Origin of the sequence: Flavobacterium agrisoli, assembly GCF_016522065.1 — a bacterium.
In the GTDB taxonomy this organism is placed as follows: Bacteria; Bacteroidota; Bacteroidia; order Flavobacteriales; family Flavobacteriaceae; genus Flavobacterium; species Flavobacterium agrisoli.
Genome location: NZ_JAEHFV010000003.1, coordinates 432,927 through 451,163, shown reverse-complemented (window position 1 = coordinate 451,163; position 18,237 = coordinate 432,927). Strand labels below are relative to the sequence as shown.

Annotated in this window: 9 protein-coding genes; 1 reads left to right on the top strand and 8 read right to left on the bottom strand. The window is 35.7% G+C overall.

Annotated features, from left to right (window positions below; all coding sequences use genetic code 11):
* The first annotated feature begins 106 nt into the window (after positions 1 to 106).
* The gene (locus I5M07_RS10165; RefSeq protein ID WP_200106327.1) at positions 107 to 4,450 is read left to right on the top strand and encodes a hybrid sensor histidine kinase/response regulator transcription factor; all 4,344 of its coding nucleotides are present in this window, start codon (positions 107 to 109) and stop codon (positions 4,448 to 4,450) included.
* A gap of 148 nt (positions 4,451 to 4,598) precedes the next feature.
* Here I5M07_RS10165 and I5M07_RS10160 read toward each other — a convergent pair whose 3' ends face one another.
* The 8 genes from I5M07_RS10160 to I5M07_RS10125 form a co-directional block, all read right to left on the bottom strand.
* Positions 4,599 to 6,299: a glycoside hydrolase family 28 protein gene (locus I5M07_RS10160; RefSeq protein ID WP_200106326.1), complete on the bottom strand. Its 1,701-nt coding sequence runs from the start codon at positions 6,297 to 6,299 to the stop codon at positions 4,599 to 4,601.
* A gap of 12 nt (positions 6,300 to 6,311) precedes the next feature.
* Positions 6,312 to 7,130 (bottom strand): rhamnogalacturonan acetylesterase, encoded by an 819-nt coding sequence (locus I5M07_RS10155; RefSeq protein WP_200106325.1) that lies wholly within the window; start codon positions 7,128 to 7,130, stop codon positions 6,312 to 6,314.
* Positions 7,131 to 7,149: 19 nt separating this feature from the next.
* Complete coding sequence (locus tag I5M07_RS10150) at positions 7,150 to 8,166, bottom strand: alpha/beta hydrolase (protein ID WP_200106324.1); 1,017 nt, start codon at positions 8,164 to 8,166, stop codon at positions 7,150 to 7,152.
* A gap of 4 nt (positions 8,167 to 8,170) precedes the next feature.
* The gene (locus I5M07_RS10145; protein WP_200106323.1) at positions 8,171 to 10,639 is read right to left on the bottom strand and encodes a glycoside hydrolase family 95 protein; all 2,469 of its coding nucleotides are present in this window, start codon (positions 10,637 to 10,639) and stop codon (positions 8,171 to 8,173) included.
* 46 nt (positions 10,640 to 10,685) lie between these two features.
* Positions 10,686 to 12,257, bottom strand: coding sequence for a pectate lyase (pelA, locus tag I5M07_RS10140; protein WP_200106322.1), 1,572 nt, complete (start codon positions 12,255 to 12,257; stop codon positions 10,686 to 10,688).
* Between the two features lie 52 nt (positions 12,258 to 12,309).
* Positions 12,310 to 14,946, bottom strand: coding sequence for a glycoside hydrolase family 3 C-terminal domain-containing protein (locus tag I5M07_RS10135; RefSeq protein WP_200106321.1), 2,637 nt, complete (start codon positions 14,944 to 14,946; stop codon positions 12,310 to 12,312).
* Positions 14,947 to 14,952: 6 nt separating this feature from the next.
* Complete coding sequence (locus I5M07_RS10130; RefSeq protein ID WP_200106320.1) at positions 14,953 to 16,596, bottom strand: glycoside hydrolase family 43 protein; 1,644 nt, start codon at positions 16,594 to 16,596, stop codon at positions 14,953 to 14,955.
* A gap of 61 nt (positions 16,597 to 16,657) precedes the next feature.
* The gene (locus tag I5M07_RS10125; RefSeq protein WP_200106319.1) at positions 16,658 to 18,127 is read right to left on the bottom strand and encodes a pectate lyase family protein; all 1,470 of its coding nucleotides are present in this window, start codon (positions 18,125 to 18,127) and stop codon (positions 16,658 to 16,660) included.
* Positions 18,128 to 18,237: the final 110 nt, after the last annotated feature.

The window sequence follows — 18,237 nt, the reverse complement described above, 5'->3', positions numbered from 1 at the left end:
GTTGTGAAAAATAGTAGGTACATCCAATAAAAAATAACAACTCATCTTTTTTTATCTAAAAAAAATGTACATTTCACTACCAAACTTTTTAAACCAAACTAATTCGATGAAAAAAGTAATTTCAAAAATCTTTTTATCATTTGTTTTTCTGCTGCTTTATCTCCAAAAAAACTACTCTCAAATTCAGTATAAACTCGAAAATTATTCTACTGAAAATGGACTTTCTCACGATGGTGTTCGTGATATTTTGAAAGGGAAAGAGGGTTTTATGTGGTTTGCAACTTGGGATGGAATTAACCGATTTGATGGCGAAAATTTTATTAGCTACAAAGCTACGGCGGGCGATAACAGTAGCTTAGGCAATAACCGAATTGATTTGATGAAGGAAGATTATTGGGGGCATATTTGGTTTAAAGCCTATGATGGTCAAATTTATCGATTTGATAAAAATACCGAAAAATTTATCTCTATTGCAACGCTTATTGGCTCGCATAAAAATGAATTTGAAAACATTATCCCTTTAAAAAATGGCAACGTTTGTTTGACCACAGCACAAAAAGGGCTTTATTTGGCCATTCAAAACAACAATCAAATAGAGGTAATTCATTTTGCTAAAGACGCTAGTAAAATGCAACAATTGCTTTCAAATGAACTTCATTTTGTATTTGAAGACTCCGATAAGAATATTTGGTTGGGGACTTCAAAAGGTTTAAATCAAATCGTTTCTTTACAAAATAATCACTTTCAATCAAATGCAATTATTACTCAAAAAAGTATTAACAGTTATGCTTACACCCAAAAAAAATATTGGTTTGGTACTGCTAACGGTGAGTTGTTTTCTTATGATTCTAAAAATAAAAAAACGGGGCAACATACACTTTCAAACTATTCCATTAATGCCATTTTAAAATCAAAAAAGGATTCTATATTATTTTTAACTACAGCTTCGGGGGAACTGCTTACGTGGGATATTGCTACTAAATCACTTATAGAAAAGAATAAAATTTCTCCTTTACCGCTTTTTTCTATTTATGAAGACCGAAGTAATCGATTATGGATAGAACCCAGTAAACACGGCGTTTATTTATTCAATCCTAAAACCGAAAAAGTACATTTTTTTACGCAGCAAACCGATGCGACATTTTTACAATTGGTTCATAGTTATACTATTTTTGAGGATAATTTTAATCGAGTTTGGATCAAATTAAAAGGAGGTGGTTTTGGCTTTTACAATCCAAAAACCAATACTGTGGATTATTTTTTGAATAAACCAGGTACAGAAAACCAACAATTTTCCAATATTGTTTCCTGCAATTATTTTGATTCCAATGGTATTTTATGGTTGAGTACTAATGATCGCGGCATCAATAAAATTATATTTCAAAATCCAATATTCAAACAAAACTTTGTCCAATCCAATACTAATAATAAGTCTGAAAATGAAATTAGAGCCCTTTATACCGATAAATTAAACCGATTATGGGTTGCCAACAAAGCAGGTAAACTCTCCGTTTTTGACCAAAATAAAACAATAAACAATGTTTTTACGAATCGTTCCTTGACTACTATCGGTTTGATTTATACCATTACCGGCGACTCAAAAGGGAATATTTGGTTGGGTACTAAGGGCAATGGCTTATTTAAAGCAACTCCAACAGATAAGCAACATAGTACCTATCATGTTACACAATATAAAAACATCCCTAATGACGCCAAAAGCCTCAGTAATGACAATATTTATTCTATTCTTGAGGATAAAAATGGACGTATTTGGATAGGAACTTACGGCAGTGGTTTGAATTTAGTTGAAGAAAAAGACGGCAACATTCAATTTATACATGAATTTAAAAATTATCCTTTATTAGAATCCAATCGAATTCGGAATTTAAAAAACGGATATGAAGGTAAAATTTGGGTAGCTTCAAGCAACGGGCTACTAACTTTTGACCCCGGAAATTACAATCCGAATCAAATTGAATTTTCGCGTTATACCAAAGTTTCAAAGGATAAAAATAGTTTAGGGAATAATGATGTCTTGTTTTTGTTTAAAGATTCCGAGAAAAAAATGTGGATAGGAACGGCAGGTGGCGGACTCAGTTTAGCTTATTTCAGCTCAAAAAAACAACTTCAATTTGATAATTTCACTAAGAAAAACGGATTACCAAACGATTTTATTTTAAGCATTATCGAAGACAATGATAAAAATTTATGGCTTGCTACCGAAAATGGACTTTCCGAATTCAATTTAAAAACGCATAAGTTCCGAAATTATGATTCTTCCGATGGATTAATGAAAACTGGATTTTCTGAATCTACCGTAATTAAACTTGCTAATGGCAATTTGGTTTTTGGCGGTCGAAACGGATATTTAACTTTTAATCCTAAAACTGTAAAAAATCAAAAAATAGCGGCTAAAATGGTATTGACCGATTTTGAAATCAATAATAAAAACTCCAATGTCAACTCTACTGACTTTCCTTTAAAAAAAGATATTAACTACGATGATGGTGTAGAATTGAAATATAACGAAAATACCATTGGAATTTATTATACCGTTTTGGATTATCGAACCACAACTAAACAGCACTATACGTATCGATTAAAAGGATTAGATGACGAGTGGCATGCGGTTAAAAACCAAAAAAAAGCCACATTTACCAACTTAGAACCAGGAACATACGAATTTGAAGTAAAATGCTTAAACACCGAATTGTATACAAATATTCCTAGTAAGAAAATAACCTTTATCATCAAACCACCGTTTTGGAGAACAACTTGGGCCTATTGTTTTTATGCACTTATTCTTTTGGGATTATTAGCATTAGCCCAACGCATCATTTTCACCATGATTAAGTTGAGAAATAATGTCATCATCGAACAAAAAATGACCGACTTAAAACTGAGTTTTTTCACTAATATTTCGCACGAATTACGCACGCCGCTAACTCTAATAGTCAATCCGATTGACGAAATTGCTAAACATGAAAAACTAAGTCCCTTGGGTCAAAATTATATCGAAACCGTTCAAAAAAACGCTAGTCGTTTAGTTCGTTTTGTAAACCAATTGCTCGATTTTAGAAAAGTACAAAGTGGGAATGAGGCATTACATCCTGAAAATTTTGATTTTGTACCCTTTTTAAATGATTTAATTTCACTCTTTGCTCAAATAAGTCTTGAAAAAAGCATTCAAATCAAATCCGAATTCAGTAATAAAACTATGATTGTCAATTTGGATAAAGAAAAAATGGATATAGTGGTTTATAACTTGCTTTCCAATGCCATTAAATTTTCGCCTGATTACAGTCTGATTACTGTAAAAACCGATTTAAAAGAAAATTCTCTTTTAGAAGTTCAGGTAATTGATCAAGGATGTGGAGTAGAGGAAAGTAAATTGGACTCGATTTTTAATCTTTATTATGAATCCGGAAATGATGCTACGAAAAATGTAGGAACCGGTATTGGATTGGCTTTGTGCAAAGAATATGTAAACTTGCATCGAGGTCATATTTCTGCCCACAACAATTCTTTCGGAGGGTTAACAGTTGCTATCGAAATTGATTTAAAAAATATGATTTTTCAATCCGAAATTAATTTAGTAACAACTCCAAAAGACAGAAAAAAAACGGATAATACGAGTTTCATGACTATAGAAACCAATTCAGATATTCCAATTGCAATTAACCCTGATTCTACTATTCTACTAGTAGAAGACAATTATGAATTGCGGCAATTTACCAAAAATCAGTTACAAAATTATTACCATGTAATTGAAGCCGAAAATGGAAAAGAAGGATTAAAACTAGCTATTTCTAAAATACCCGATTTAATTATAAGCGATGTTATGATGCCCGAAATGGACGGAATTTCTATGTTGGATGCTCTTAAAAACGCTACTGAAACCAGTCATATTCCGGTTATATTACTCACGGCAAAATCATCGGTTGAGAGTCAAATTGAAGGATTAAAGTACGGCGCCGATTATTATATTACCAAACCGTTTAGTACCGATTTTTTATTGGCATCTGCCGAAAATTTAATTAAAAGCAGAAAGAAGTTTTTTGAACAATTACAACAAACTCCAAAAACGATAGTTTTAGAACCCAATGAAATTATCATTACCTCCAAAGATGAAAAATTCTTAAAAGATATTATTGATCTGGTTGAAAAAAACCTTACCAATCCCGAATTTAATATTGATGTAATTGCGAATTCGTTAAATATGTCGCGTCCTACTTTTAACCGCAAATTCAAGAGTTTAACACATTTAAAACCAGTTGAATTTGTTAAAGAAATGCGCATCAAAAGAGCTCAACAGTATTTGGATGCAGGCGAAACAGATATTGCGGATATTGCTTATAAAGTGGGTTTTAATGGAGCAGCTTATTTTAGCACTTGCTTTAAAGAGATAATGAAAATAACTCCTACAGAATATATTAAAAATCGTCAGTAAAACAAGATTTAACCACAACGATATAAAGTTCATAAAAATTATATCGCAAAATATTTAGCGATAGAAAGGTAATTAACACCAAAAAGAAGCCAAGTTTTTTGGCTTCTTTTGTAGCTTGAATGGCAATATAAATTTCAGAATGATTCTGTTATTTTAAGGTGATTTCCTTTTTGTTTACATCGTTCCCGGTAATAATTGCCGTTTGAAAAGATGTTAGGTCTTTTTTAGAAAACTGAATGTTTTTGGATTTGACTCCCAGAACTTGTATTTGGGCTTGTTTTTTTTCATCTATTAAATACGACTCAAATTTAAGGTTACTGCTGTTGTAAATTGTTAGTGCCGTTTTGCTGGGAGTCACTACACTTACATTGCTAAATTGCAAGCCCTGTGAATCGATGATTTCAATTCCGTTTTCGGCATGAATAGTCGTGTTTTTAAGTTGAATGTTTTTTAAATTCATTTCTGGTAGTCCCATAAAAAAAGCGGCTTTTTTTGCACCCGAAACGGTAATAATATTCATAAAAATATTTCGGAAAGATGGTGTTTCTTCAGTTACTGAATAAGTAATTTGGTCAGTACTAGTGCTACTTTCCCCATTTTTAATTGCTTCAAAATCGGGTGCATTTCCTCCGTAAAACAAATTGAAACGAATTGCTTCGGTTGGAATATTGGTCATTTTAATATTTGATATGTAAATATTTTCGACTACACCGCCTCTTCCTCTATTGCTTTTAAAACGCAAACCCGTATCGGTACCAATAAAAGAACAATTGGATACATGGACATTTTTCACTCCTCCCGACATTTCGCTTCCAACAACAAAACCACCGTGCGCATGGTATACAATATTATTTTTTACAATTACATTTTCGGTAGGTATGTTGCGTGCTCTTCCCTCTTTATCTTTTCCTGATTTGATACAAATGGCATCATCTCCTACATCAAAACTAGTATTATAAACCAATACATTTTTACAAGATTCAATATCCAATCCATCTCCGTTTTGTGAATACCACGGATTTTTGATGGTTAAGTTACGCACGATAATGTCTTCGGAAAGCAATGGGTGAATGTTCCATGCTGGTGAATTTTGAAAAGTTGGCCCATCTAATAAAACTTGCTTGCAGTTTACCAAACTCACCATTACCGGACGCAAATAATCTTTTATGGATTGCAATTCGTCGTTATTATTAGAAAAATCAATTTTAGCTCCGTTTTCATGTCCTTTTAACGCTCCTGCCGTTGGAAACCACATTTTACCATCTCGAGATAAAACACCACCCGATTTCACCAATTCTGACCATTGCGTATCCGTCATCTTCATTTTTTTAACAGGACGCCAAGCATCACCATTGCCATCAACAATTCCGTTACCTGTAATGGCAATGTTGGTAGCGCCATTCGCATTTATAGGTGAAACACAACGATAGGTTTCGGCTCCTTCAAAATTTCCTTTTTGTAAAGGATAGTCAGAGAAATCACGGCTAAAAAGCAAGATTGCCCCTTGCTCCAAATGGATATTGACGTTGCTTTTTAACGTAATAGGCCCGCTTAACCAAATACCTTGCGGTATTTTTACTTTTCCACCTCCGTGTTGCGTAACCGCTGCAATAGCTTTAGCAAAAGCCGCTGTATTTTTATATACTCCATCACCGATGGCGCCAAATTGTGTAATATCGACTTCATAATTGGGAAAAGAGGTTTCTTTTACTTTGGGCATTGAAAATTCTATACCCGCATAGACATCAATTTTAGTAACAGAATCCTTTATAGAAGATTGCGCTATGCTAGTAAGCGAAAAAAAGAAACTAATTGCAACAGTTGTTGTTTTTTTAAATAATTTATACATTCTTCTACCTATTTAATTAGTTGCTGATTTTTCTTGTATTTTTTGCATTTCTTCAAAAACAAGCCTCGCCACCTCAACCGCTCCGGCTGTTTGAAAATGGGTATTGTCTTTTTGTCCTTCCGGATAGGCTTCGTATTTTCCGGCGGGTAAATTCATAAAGTAATTTTGGGTGACAAAATCTTTTCCTTTTTTTGTAAAAAAAGTTCTAGAAGCCTTGTTCAAATCGATTAACGACACGTTCATTTCGGCAGCTACTTCTTTTGGTGCTTTATCATAATCGCCATGCGTATCGTTTAAGATTCCGTTTTCCCAAGGGTAATTGCGTGCCACTGGCGTTACTATAATCGGGGTAGCTCCTTTTTCTCGAGTTTGGGTTACAAACAATCTTAAAAATTCTTTATACCCTTCAACATCTACATAGCGCTCTGTTTTGTCCTTTGCGGCATCATTATGACCAAATTGCATGATTACAATATCCCCTTTTTTAAGGTTTTCATACACGGCTCTCCATCTTCCTTCCTGAAAAAAAGTTCGGGTACTGCGTCCTCCTCTGGCTCTGTCATCTACGAAAACACTATCGGTTTTGATTAACTTTCTGACTTTAGGAAGACTATCTTTAACCAAAAAAGGTTGAAAAACTTGTCCCCATCCAGTAACTGGAAATCGGGTTTTCATGTAGTCTTTTCCTGGCTCGTAATTGTTAGCGTAATCGGCCATAGTCGAATCGCCAATTAAATAAACCGTGGTTATCTTTTTGGGTTTTAAATCAAATGCCCATAAACTAAAAAGTATGGTAAAAAGCGCTAAAACTTGGAGTGTTTTTATTTTCATTATCTGTAGGAATTGTTTTTTAATTTTTAAAAATGGCAGTCAAAAAATCGTCTATATAGGCAATGGTAGGATCAAACCAAGGATTGAATAGACAAAAAGTATGCGGCGAATTTTCAAATTCATGCACTTCATTGTAAATTTTATTTTCTTCTAAAACTCGAATAAAATCATTTCGACCAGCATGCATTCGGGTGATAGAACTGTTAATAAACAAGGTTGGTGGTGTATTTTTGCCCACATAACTTAAGGGCGATGCGGCTTCCCAAAGTATAGGCTGTTCTTTAATTCGATACCCCAGCCAATAAGTGGAAGCGCCGATTTTTTTATCCACATCCGAAGTTTGCATTTCACTGCTTTCTGGGTGAACAAAGGACAAGGTTCCATCGATGTCTATAATAGCATTGACCTGCGATTTGGAATCGGAATTGGCCATATTACCTTCAAAAAGAGGCATATTTCCGGTAACACCTACAAAAGCTGCCAATTCGCCACCAGCAGAAAATCCTAATGATACAATTTGATTGGGATTGACATTGTACTTTTCGGCATTTTCACGCACCCATCGAATAGCTGCTTTGAGATCATAAACTGCCGCTGGAAAAAGCGCTTCGGTAGATAACCGGTACTCTGGCGTAAAACAGACATAACCCAAACTCGCTAGTTTTTGTGCCATTTGATGATGTTGCTCCTTATTACCCGAACGCCATCCGCCTCCGTGAATGATGATAATTGCCGTTTGCTTTTCAACCTTATTTTTATCAAAAAAAACATCCAACCGCATTTTTCGTTTTCCATAACTGCAATATACCAGATTGTTTTTTTGGGTTACGTTTTTAAAATGTGGCAGTTGCACTTTTGTAATTGTTGGAAAGTTTTTGAGGGTTTTGCTAAAGGCACTTTCGTTGGTAAAAGAGGTATCGCGTACATTTGTAATGCCGTTTATATATTGGGCATGAGTACTTTGTAGACCTAATACTAAAAATAATAAGAGTAAATTCTTTACTTTTATTTTACTATTTAAATAGCTGCGTTCCATTCGTTTATTTTACTTCAAAAGTATACGTTTCACCTGCTTTTGTATCAAAATCATAACATTTTGTATTTGGAATTTCAAAACCCTTTAAAATTGCTTTATCTGACATAATCGGCTCTTTAATTGCATTAATTTGAAAAAACACATTGGGATTCTCACCCTTTGCTTCTGCTAGAGTGACCTTTCCTTTTAGATCAATTGCTGCTGGTAAGCGCAACCTACAATTTCCCCCTAAAGCAGAAACAATTTTTAATTGATTTAGTTTTCCTTTTTTCCACTCCATACTGACTTCAAAACCACCTCTAGCTTTCAGACCCGTAACTTTTCCTTCTTTAAAATCATTTGGTAAAGCGGGTAACAGATAAATCGCTCCATCATAACTTTGTAATAACATTTCGGCAATTCCGGCGGTACATCCAAAATTCCCATCAATTTGAAAAGGTGGATGAGCATCTAAAAGATTCGGATAAGTCCCCCCAGATTCTCCTTTATTATCAATAGGTGCTGGGCTTAACTGATCTTTAATTAATTTATATGCTCTATTTCCGTCGAGCAATCGTGCCCACCAGTTGACTTTCCACCCCATTGACCATCCTGTAGAAACATCCCCTCTAGAAATTAAAGTGTTTTTGGCAGCTTCAATTAATTTTGGTGTTCTAAACGGTGATAATTGCCCCGAAGGAAATAAACCGTATAAATGCGAAATATGTCGGTGGTGATCATTTGGCTTATCTACATCCTGAAGCCATTCTTGTAACTGTGTTTGCTTTCCAATTTGCATGGGCGGCAAGCGTTTTAAAGCTACAGTAACCGAGTCGGCAAAAGGTTTATCTATTTTTAAAATTTCTGAAGTTTTAAGAAAATTATTAAAAACATCCGCCACCAATTGATTGTCCATAGTTGTTCCTGCCGATATACTCACACTTTTTTCGTAGGTGTTTTCGGGAGACATTGAAGGAGCTACTACTAACCATTTGTGTTCGGGTTCTTCTTGAAGTACATCGAGATAAAATTGAGTTACGCCTTTTAGTACAGGATAATATTCTTCCAAAAAAGCTTGATCTCCGTTATACAAATAATGTTGCCACAAATGTTGGGTAAGCCATGCGCCGCCCATAGGCCAAAGCCCATAAAACCCTCCATCTACTACCCCGGTAATACGCCATAAATCTGTATTATGATGCATGTTCCAACCGCGAGCATGATACATTTCAGAAGCGCTTTCTTGCCCCGTTACAGCTAAATCTTTCAACATACTGAAAAGAGGCACATGCATTTCGCTCAAATTGGTAATTTCGGCAGGCCAATAATTCATTTCGGTATTAATATTTACCGTATACTTACTGTCCCACGATGGATTTAATTTATGATTCCATATTCCCTGTAAATTTGCAGGTTGATTTCCGGGTTGCGAACTCGAAATCAACAAATAACGACCAAATTGAAAATAAAGCGCTACCAATTGTGGGTCATAATGAGTGGCAAATTCTTTAATTCGAACATCTGTTGTTTTTTTAGATTGCGGTGAATCACCCAAATACAAAGACACACGGTTAAAATATTTTTGATATGCCTCAATATGATTTTTTAAAGATTGCTCATAATCCTTTTTGATCGCTTTATTTAAAATTGTATTGGCTTTTTCGGCAGCATTTTCACTAAGCTCTTTATAATTTTTAAAATTAGTTGCTATAGAAATACGAATAACCACCTCATCAGCCTTTTCAACAGTCAAGCTATTTGATGAAGCTGTTAATTTTCCACCTTTTAAACTACAGGATGCTTCTCCCACATATTTTATTTTGCCAGTTTTATTATCTGCATTACCTGTTGTTCCTTCAAAAACCAGTCTATTGTCTTTTATTTGTGTGCTATTTACTAGCTGTGGACTGGTTGCGTATAAAGAAAAACTAATACTTTTTTTTCTGTCGGCGCTTATTTTTAGAATTATTACATCATCCACAAAAGAAGTAAAAAGTTCTCTTTTGTAGTTAATTCCATTCGCCTTATAACTTACAGAAGCTACTGCCTTTTCAATATCCAAATCTCTTTTATAGTTGATAGCGCTTTCATGTTCAGGAAAATCAATCCATAAACTCCCTACCGTTTGATAAGGCATACCGTAATTTAATTCCTTGGGTACCACTCTGGGGAAGGTCTTGTTTGCTAAATCTTGCGCTTCTTTATTTTTTCCTGCAAATAGCAGTCTTCTTATTTCTTCTATTTTAGGAAAAGCATTTTTAGGAACATTGTTTCCCGGTTCTCCTGCCCAAACTGTTTCTTCGTTTAATTGCAGTTCTTCTTTTTGAGGATTACCATACAGCATAGCTCCTAAACGACCATTGCCAATTGGTAGCGCTTCATTCCAATTAGTAGCAGGTTTATCGTAGTGCAAAATCAAATTTTGCTGTGCAAATGTGCTACATACGGTTACTAAAGCAACTAAAAAGTTTAAAAAAAAATTGTTTTTGTTCATGTGAATTTTCTTCTTGTGCCTTTAATTTATTTTATTTGAAGCAGAGTTACAATCCATTTTTTGCTTTCCAGCTTGGGTAATCCTTATCTATTAAAGTTGATGGCCAATTGCCATACCAAGCATAACCTACTCTTCTTTCATTTTCAATTTCAGCCAATGTTTTTTTAGCAACTCCGTCTCGCCCACAAAAGAATGGTTGGTTGTTTTCTAAATCATAAAAACGAGCCCAAAGAACACTTCCTGGAGAAGCCACAACAACCAAATCTTGGCCAGAAGGTTGTGATGCATCACTTATTTTTTTGGTCGCGATATCAAATAATTTTGCTCCATTAAACCAATCTATCGCATCTTTAATAGCTTGTTTTACTTCGGCCGAAGGTTGCTCGACTAACATTAAAACTCGAACAATCCCTACCGATTCGGAACCGCTAAAACTTGGTAATTCATACGCTCTTGCTAAGGCCGGAAGCAAAGTCACTTCGTCATGTTGAGCGCACCAAACCGTTTTTTTGCCTTTGTAGGTAATTTGTGTTTTTAAAATAACTTCAATTCCTTTATTAAAAGCCGTTTGCGCTTTTTCTTTGTACTTCTCATTCACTAAGTCAAGATTATTTTTCGATTTAGTAATATCCCACATCAAATTCATTACGTTTGCAATTGCATTATCATTATAAGTAATTTGGTGTCGGTAGCCACTTTTATCCGGGTAGTATTGCGGCCAACCTCCGTTAGCATATTGTGCAGCAAATAACCAATCAATTGCTTTTTCGGCGGCAGCTAAATAATTTGGATTTTGAGTTGTTTTGTAATCTGCCAATAACCATCTGAGTTCGGTCACTACATGTCCGTTATCGATAGTAGTATCGGTTAAATTTTTAGAATTCAAAGCCGTTGTAATTTGTGCGGCTGTTTGTTGAGTGTTGTATAAATTGAGGTCGGCTACCGCTTTACCCCATCCTCCGTTGTTTCGTTGCCAAAGTAAAATGCTTTCGCCTCTAACCGTAGTTTGATACACTATAGTAACCCCAGAAATCACCAATTGCAATTGACCACTTTTTCCGCTTCCGTCTTTTGCTGTTGCCGTTACTATAATGGTTCCGTTGATTTTTGGAGTTATTATTCCCTCTGCGCTAATTGTTGCAATAGCATCATTCGAAACTGTCCAAACCAATTCTTTGTTCGTTGCCGTTGCTGGTAAAACCCCAGCAGTTAATTGTACAGGTTTACCGTCGGTAATTGAAACGTTGTTTATAGAAATACTTTCAACTAATACGACTGGGTCTTTTATTCCAGAAACGGTATAGTTTTTCTCAGATATTACTCCCGAGCCGTCTTTGGCTGTTGCCGTTACTTTTACAGAGCCGTTTTTAAGTCCTGTTAAAAGTCCCGTTTCAGTAATAACTGCTATATTTTTATCAGAAACATTCCAAGTTACTTCTTTATTGGTTGCAGAAGAAGGACTAACGGTAACCGAAAGCTGTTTGGATTCCGCTCCTACAACATTATCACCGTTTATGACAATCGAACTAACTTTTACTTCTTTTTCAACAGGATCAGAAGAACAAGAAAATACTAGTAAAACAAATAATGCTTTGACAACGGCAGTAATTTTTTTCATTTTTGGATTCATTTTATGGGATTGCGGATTTGAGTTTAACACAATTTTTAATTTAAAAAGCTATTTTTTGGATTTTTCCTATCATTTGAAAACGACTACTAGTGGTTTGAGTAGAAGCAGCATCAAGTCTGCCTTTAAATTTAGGTTGCTCACCTCCTACCGAAATAGTAAACCAACCCGGCTCTACCACCAACATTTCTTTTTTATTGATTAAGGCCAATTGGCGATTTGTTATCTCGAACTCGATTTCTTTTGTCTCGCCTGCTTTCAAAAATATTCTTTTAAAACCTACTAATTGTCGGATTGGTCTTGGTGTAGAAGCTTTTTCATCGGTAACATATACTTGTACGACTTCGTCTCCATCGGTTTTGCCGGAATTTTTGACTTTAACTTGGAATTTAATATTATCGGAAGTATTGATTTTATTGGGTAATTTTAAATCGGAATATTCAAAACTCGTATAGCTCAACCCAAATCCAAAAGGATATAAGGGCTCTTGGGTAAAATAACGATAGGTTCTGCCTTTCATATCATAATTTTCAAAGGCTGGTAACTGATTTACCGATTTATAATACGTAACTGGCAGTCTTCCTCCCGGATTGTAATCACCAAATAATACATCGGCAATAGCATTTCCTCCTTGTTGCCCAGGATAACCAGCCGCAACAATGGCAGCTGCATTGTCGGCTGCATAATTGATCGATAAAGCACTACCGTTTAACAACACCACTATTACTGGTTTTTGCGTTGCAATCATTTCTTTTAGTAAATTTTCTTGCGTTTTTGGTAAATCCAGACTGGTACGATCTCCACCTTCAAAACCTTCTAATTTCACGCCCATTTCTTCACCCTCTAAACGATCGTTTAAGCCCAAAGCTAGAATAATCACATCTGAAGATTTTGCCAACGCAACCGCTTTTTCTAACTGATTTGATTTAGGTGTACTCCAAAGTAACTGCGCGGTAGCATCTCCAAAATTGTTTTTATACTTAACCTCTACTGGATATTTTTTTCCTTTTTCGAGGTGTATTTTTTCAGCATTTACTTTTGGGTGGTGTTTGAATTTCCCACCTTCTTTTTCGTTTTCTCCAATAGTGAATTCCTGAAAAGGTTTAGCCCAATTACTGAAATAAAAATCACCTGTTTCCGGCGCAACTAAAAAACCTGACCAACGCACGCTGTAATTGCCCATTTTTAATTTAGGATGTGGTGTATTTACATCCCAATTGAAATTTACCTGATCATCGGTTTGGGTAAACAACGGCTGGCCTTCCCATTTGGTATTATCAAAATATTCAGCCTTTAAGCCTTGTTTTCCATTTGCGGTTTCAAAATAAACAGACGGAATCACTTCCATTGTAGGCAATCCTTCTGCTAAAGGACACCCCTCTTCGTAAACCACCTCTACTTTAGGCGACACTTTATTTTGAATTCCGCTTAATACTGTAATCGGATTTTTAGGATTGCCATTATAATTTCCTAAAAGCGATTGCACATTATTGGCATTGGGTCCAATCACGGCTATTTTTTTTAAACCTTTAGAAAGTGGTAAAACATTCTTTTCATTTTTCAATAAAATAATACTTTCTTGCGATGCTTTTCTAGCCAAATAATTGTGCGCTTCATTGGTATTAACTGAAAACGGAATTTGCGCAAAAGGTACAATGCTGTCTTCATCAAACATGCCCAATTTAAAACGAGCCAAATACAATCGTGTTAAAGCCAAATCAATTTTATCTTCGGTGATAATTCCTTCAGAAATAGCTGCTTTAAGTTCTTTATACGTACTTCCGCAGTTTAAATCGCAACCTTCCTCTAAGGCCAATGCGGCAGCTTCGGCAGCCGTTTTTTTAATCTTATGATCCTTGTAAATATCGGCTATGGCTCCACAGTCTGATACCACATAACCATCAAATTTCCATTTGTCTCTCAAAATATCAAACAATAACGGACTAGCACTTGCGGCCTCTCCTCGTACCCGGTTGTAAGCGGTCATTATAGAATACACTTTTCCCTCTTGCACTACAGTTCGAAAAGCAGGCAAATACGTTTCCCATAAATCACGTTGGCTCACGTTAACGTTGAATTCGTGGCGCAACGGTTCAGGTCCCGAGTGTACTGCATAATGCTTAGCGGTTGCCACTGCTTTTAGATATTTAGCATCATTCCCTTGAAGGCCTTTTACAAATTGCAACCCCATTTGGGCTGTTAAAAAAGGATCCTCCCCATAAGTTTCATGTCCACGTCCCCAACGAGGATCTCTAAAAATATTGATATTAGGCGACCAAATGGTTAAACCCTGGTAAATATCGTGTTGCCCGTTTCTTTTATATTCGTGGTGTTTGGCACGAACCTCATCCGAAATAGCATTGGCTACATCAAACATTAAATTTTCATTCCAAGAGCCAGCCATCGTTATGGACTGCGGAAAAACCGTTGCATAACCCGAACGAGCCACACCATGAATAGCTTCGTTCCACCAATCGTATTTCGGAATTCCCAATCGTTCAATTGCAGGTGCATCCGACATTAATTGGGCTATTTTTTCATCAATTGTAAGTTCAGCAATTAAACTTTTTACCCTTTCCTCTTGAGGCAAATTGGGATTTTGAAATTTATGCACATATTGTGCCGATAGTAAGTTTACCGTTAACAAACAAACCCAACTTATTTTTTTAAAATTTTGCATTTCTATCTATTTTTCAACTTTAAACCAATCAACATCGGCATATCCACCACGTTTCGACTCTTGTTCACTCACACTATACAAACCTACTTTGGCTCCTATCCATTTGCCAGGTGTTGCTGTAAATGGTTTTCCTATTTTTAGGAATTTTTTCCCATCTAAAGAATAGCTAAATTCACAGATGGCATTTTTATCTTTTTCTTTTACTTCCACTTTAAAATAAACTTCATTTTGATTTATTTTTTCGGAAGCGTTAATATTTTCAGATTGATTTTTAGATGCATTTTTAGCTTCTAACTGTTCAACAAAAAAGCCTTCATTTTTACGTATAATTCGGACTGAAGCATAATCGAGTCCCATAACGAGTAAGCCCGCGGATTTACCTGAAGTAGCTTCTTCTGGGACTAATTTTATTTTGGTTGTTGCCGAAAAATGAAGTGCTGGAAATTTTTGCAACAATAAATTTGGAACTAACCACAAATTTTTGGATTCCTCTGGCATTTTCATCGAAAACAACCGTAAGTTATCTGAATCCCTCATTTTTGCATACCAAACCATATTGGGATTAGCTTGCCATTGCCATTGCAAACCTATAGTATTATCGGTAAAATAATCGGTTTCTTGAGGTGTTTCTATGAGGTAATTCTTGCCTACATTTGGTTTTTTGTATTTCATAACGGGTTCGCCAATGCCATTGCCGTCGAGATCTTTTCCTATAATAGGCCAGCCATTTTGCCAAGACATAGGTTGCAAATGTACAATTCGGCCATAAGCATCAATATCCTGAAAATGATAAAACCACGATTCGCCTTGAGGGGTATCAACCCAAGCTCCCTGATGCGGCCCATTGATTGTTGATTTTCCTTGCTCTAAAACTATCTTTCGCTCGTAGGGACCATAGATATTTTTTGATCGTAATGCAATTTGCCAACCTGTAGACACCCCACCTGCAGGAGCAAAAATATAATAGTAACCGTCTTTTTTATACAATTTAGAGCCTTCAACCGTAGGATCGATTTCATGACCATCATATACGTGATGACCTTCATCAATTACTGCTGTTCCTTCGGCATTAAGTTCTTTCACCGTTAATAAACTCTTTACACCTGCTCTGCTTCCTGCCCAACCGTGCGAAAGGTAAACACGTCCGTCTTCATCCCAAAAGGGGCAAGTATCGATAATTCCTTTGGCTTCCATGACCAAAACTGGCGCTTCCCATTTCCCTAATGGATTTTTAGTTTTCACCATAAAAATGCCAAAATCTGGGTCTCCCCAATAAATATAAAACTCTTTATTATGGTAGCGAATACTCGGTGCCCAAACCGCATTTCCGTGTTGAACGCTATTATAATGCTCTAAAGGTGTTACTTTGGCTAAAGCATGGTTTACTAACTTCCAGTTTACCATATCTTTTGAATGCAAAATAGGTAAACCGGGGGTACAATTAAAACTAGAGGCTGTCATGTAATAATCATCGCCCACCCTAACAACATCGGGATCTGAATAATCGGCTTGTAAAATGGGATTTTGATAGTTGCCATTTCCTAAATCGGCTACCCAAACGTTCGAAACATACGGTTTTGCATTTTGATTGTTTTGTGCAACGGCAGCACTTAAAGTAAAAAGAGAAAAAAGATAAGGGTAAAATTTCATTGTGTATTTTTAATTGTGTTTTTGGTAAATGTTCCCTTCGGCAAGCTCCGGAAACGTATTTTTATTTATTATTTCCTACTAAACTATTGATATAAACTTCTATATTTTCGTAACCTGAGCTTAAATCGTGACCATTTGGATTATTTCTTGAAATATCTAATTTCATTTTGCGTTTCCATTCATCCGGGATTCCGTCTCCTGAACTATCTTTTGGGTATTCGGTAGTTTTTAATTCGGGCCAACCTCCTACATCGGCTTGTGAATCGATGATTCCTTTGCTACTTCCTTTTGAACCTTCAAAAGTATAATTTCCATTTTTTACTTCACTTACAATCCGAGTATCAACAGCATCACGAACTAAAGAAGCACCACCAAATTTAAGCACTCTTTCATAGGCTTCGAGAGCCGAATCCGTTTTTACGTTATTTTGGATATTATGAGGTGTTGTTAATTTCATTTTTTGCTTATCCTCATCAGAAACTGTACCATAACTGCCATGAAATTGATTAAAAACTCCATAAGTCCAATTATCGGTTGTAGCGGTTTCACTGCCCACGACAACATTTCCATCAATATAAAATTTGCCCCAAATATCGTATACTTCGGTTCCTACATTTTTATTTTTATCGATAGAAATTATTCGGGTTGTTTTAGAGGTAACTGGTCCAGGCTTGTAGTAACAATTAACAATATTCACATTCATGGCTTCTCCTCCGTAACAACTGTTTCCTCCCCAATTGTAAATGACATTATTTCGAAGATCGACTAAATCGGTAAGAGCAAATGCTTTGCCAGCTTCTTCTCCTAAACGAGGATTTCGGCTATCGTGGTGAGCTAATAAATTATGGTGAAAAGAAGCATTTCTTCCTCCCCAAATGCCACCGTAACCGTGTGATCCTTTTTCGTGTATAGAAGTTCTTAAACTTTCGGAAACAAAATTCCATTGAAAAGTAGTATTTTCATTAGCATAAAAAGTAGCCGTTTCATCAGATGACCAACTTAATGAACAATGATCAATGATGATGTTTTTATGAAAACGTGCCTCTAAAGCATCGGCTTGTTGTGCGGCTGCATCTCCCATTCTAAAACGCATATAACGAATGATTACATTATCAGCATTGATAACAAAAGGATAATCTTTAATGCAAATTCCGTCACCGGGCGCTGTTTGTCCTGCAATTGTTACATCGCTATTAGTAAGATTTAAACGAGACTTTAAAGCAATAGTTCCCGATATTTTAAATAAAATATATCGTTTTCCTGTAGTATTAATTGCATCACGAAAACTCCCGGGACCTGAATCGTTTAGATTGGTTACAAAAAGTACTTTTCCGCCGCGACCCCCTGTGGTATGACGTCCAAACCCTTCTGCAGTTGGAAATGCTAGTGCTTCCTCTTGCACTTGAACCGGTTTTTCTTGCTCTGGTTGAATTTCTTCGATAACTTCTGGAGTTCCCTCATTCGATGGGCTACAATTAAAGTATAGCGGCATACAGAATAAGAGCAGCCAATATTTCATTTTTATTTTCATACTTTTTAAAATATTAGGGTGCCTAAAATAGTAGAAACCGATTGCTATTTATTTTTGTTTATTTAAACCATTAAAACCAAACTAACAACAAAAAGTAAACATTAAATAGC

Excerpts from the sequence above, each read along its gene's own strand:
- I5M07_RS10165 (WP_200106327.1), top strand. The coding sequence starts at position 107 with ATGAAAAAAGTAATTTCAAAAATCTTTTTATCATTTGTTTTTCTGCTG.
- I5M07_RS10125 (WP_200106319.1), bottom strand. The coding sequence starts at position 18,127 with ATGAAAATAAAAATGAAATATTGGCTGCTCTTATTCTGTATGCCGCTA.
- I5M07_RS10150 (WP_200106324.1), bottom strand. The coding sequence starts at position 8,166 with ATGGAACGCAGCTATTTAAATAGTAAAATAAAAGTAAAGAATTTACTC.
- pelA (WP_200106322.1), bottom strand. The coding sequence starts at position 12,257 with ATGAAAAAAATTACTGCCGTTGTCAAAGCATTATTTGTTTTACTAGTA.
- I5M07_RS10145 (WP_200106323.1), bottom strand. The coding sequence starts at position 10,639 with ATGAACAAAAACAATTTTTTTTTAAACTTTTTAGTTGCTTTAGTAACC.
- I5M07_RS10160 (WP_200106326.1), bottom strand. The coding sequence starts at position 6,299 with ATGTATAAATTATTTAAAAAAACAACAACTGTTGCAATTAGTTTCTTT.
- I5M07_RS10155 (WP_200106325.1), bottom strand. The coding sequence starts at position 7,130 with ATGAAAATAAAAACACTCCAAGTTTTAGCGCTTTTTACCATACTTTTT.
- I5M07_RS10135 (WP_200106321.1), bottom strand. The coding sequence starts at position 14,946 with ATGCAAAATTTTAAAAAAATAAGTTGGGTTTGTTTGTTAACGGTAAAC.
- I5M07_RS10130 (WP_200106320.1), bottom strand. The coding sequence starts at position 16,596 with ATGAAATTTTACCCTTATCTTTTTTCTCTTTTTACTTTAAGTGCTGCC.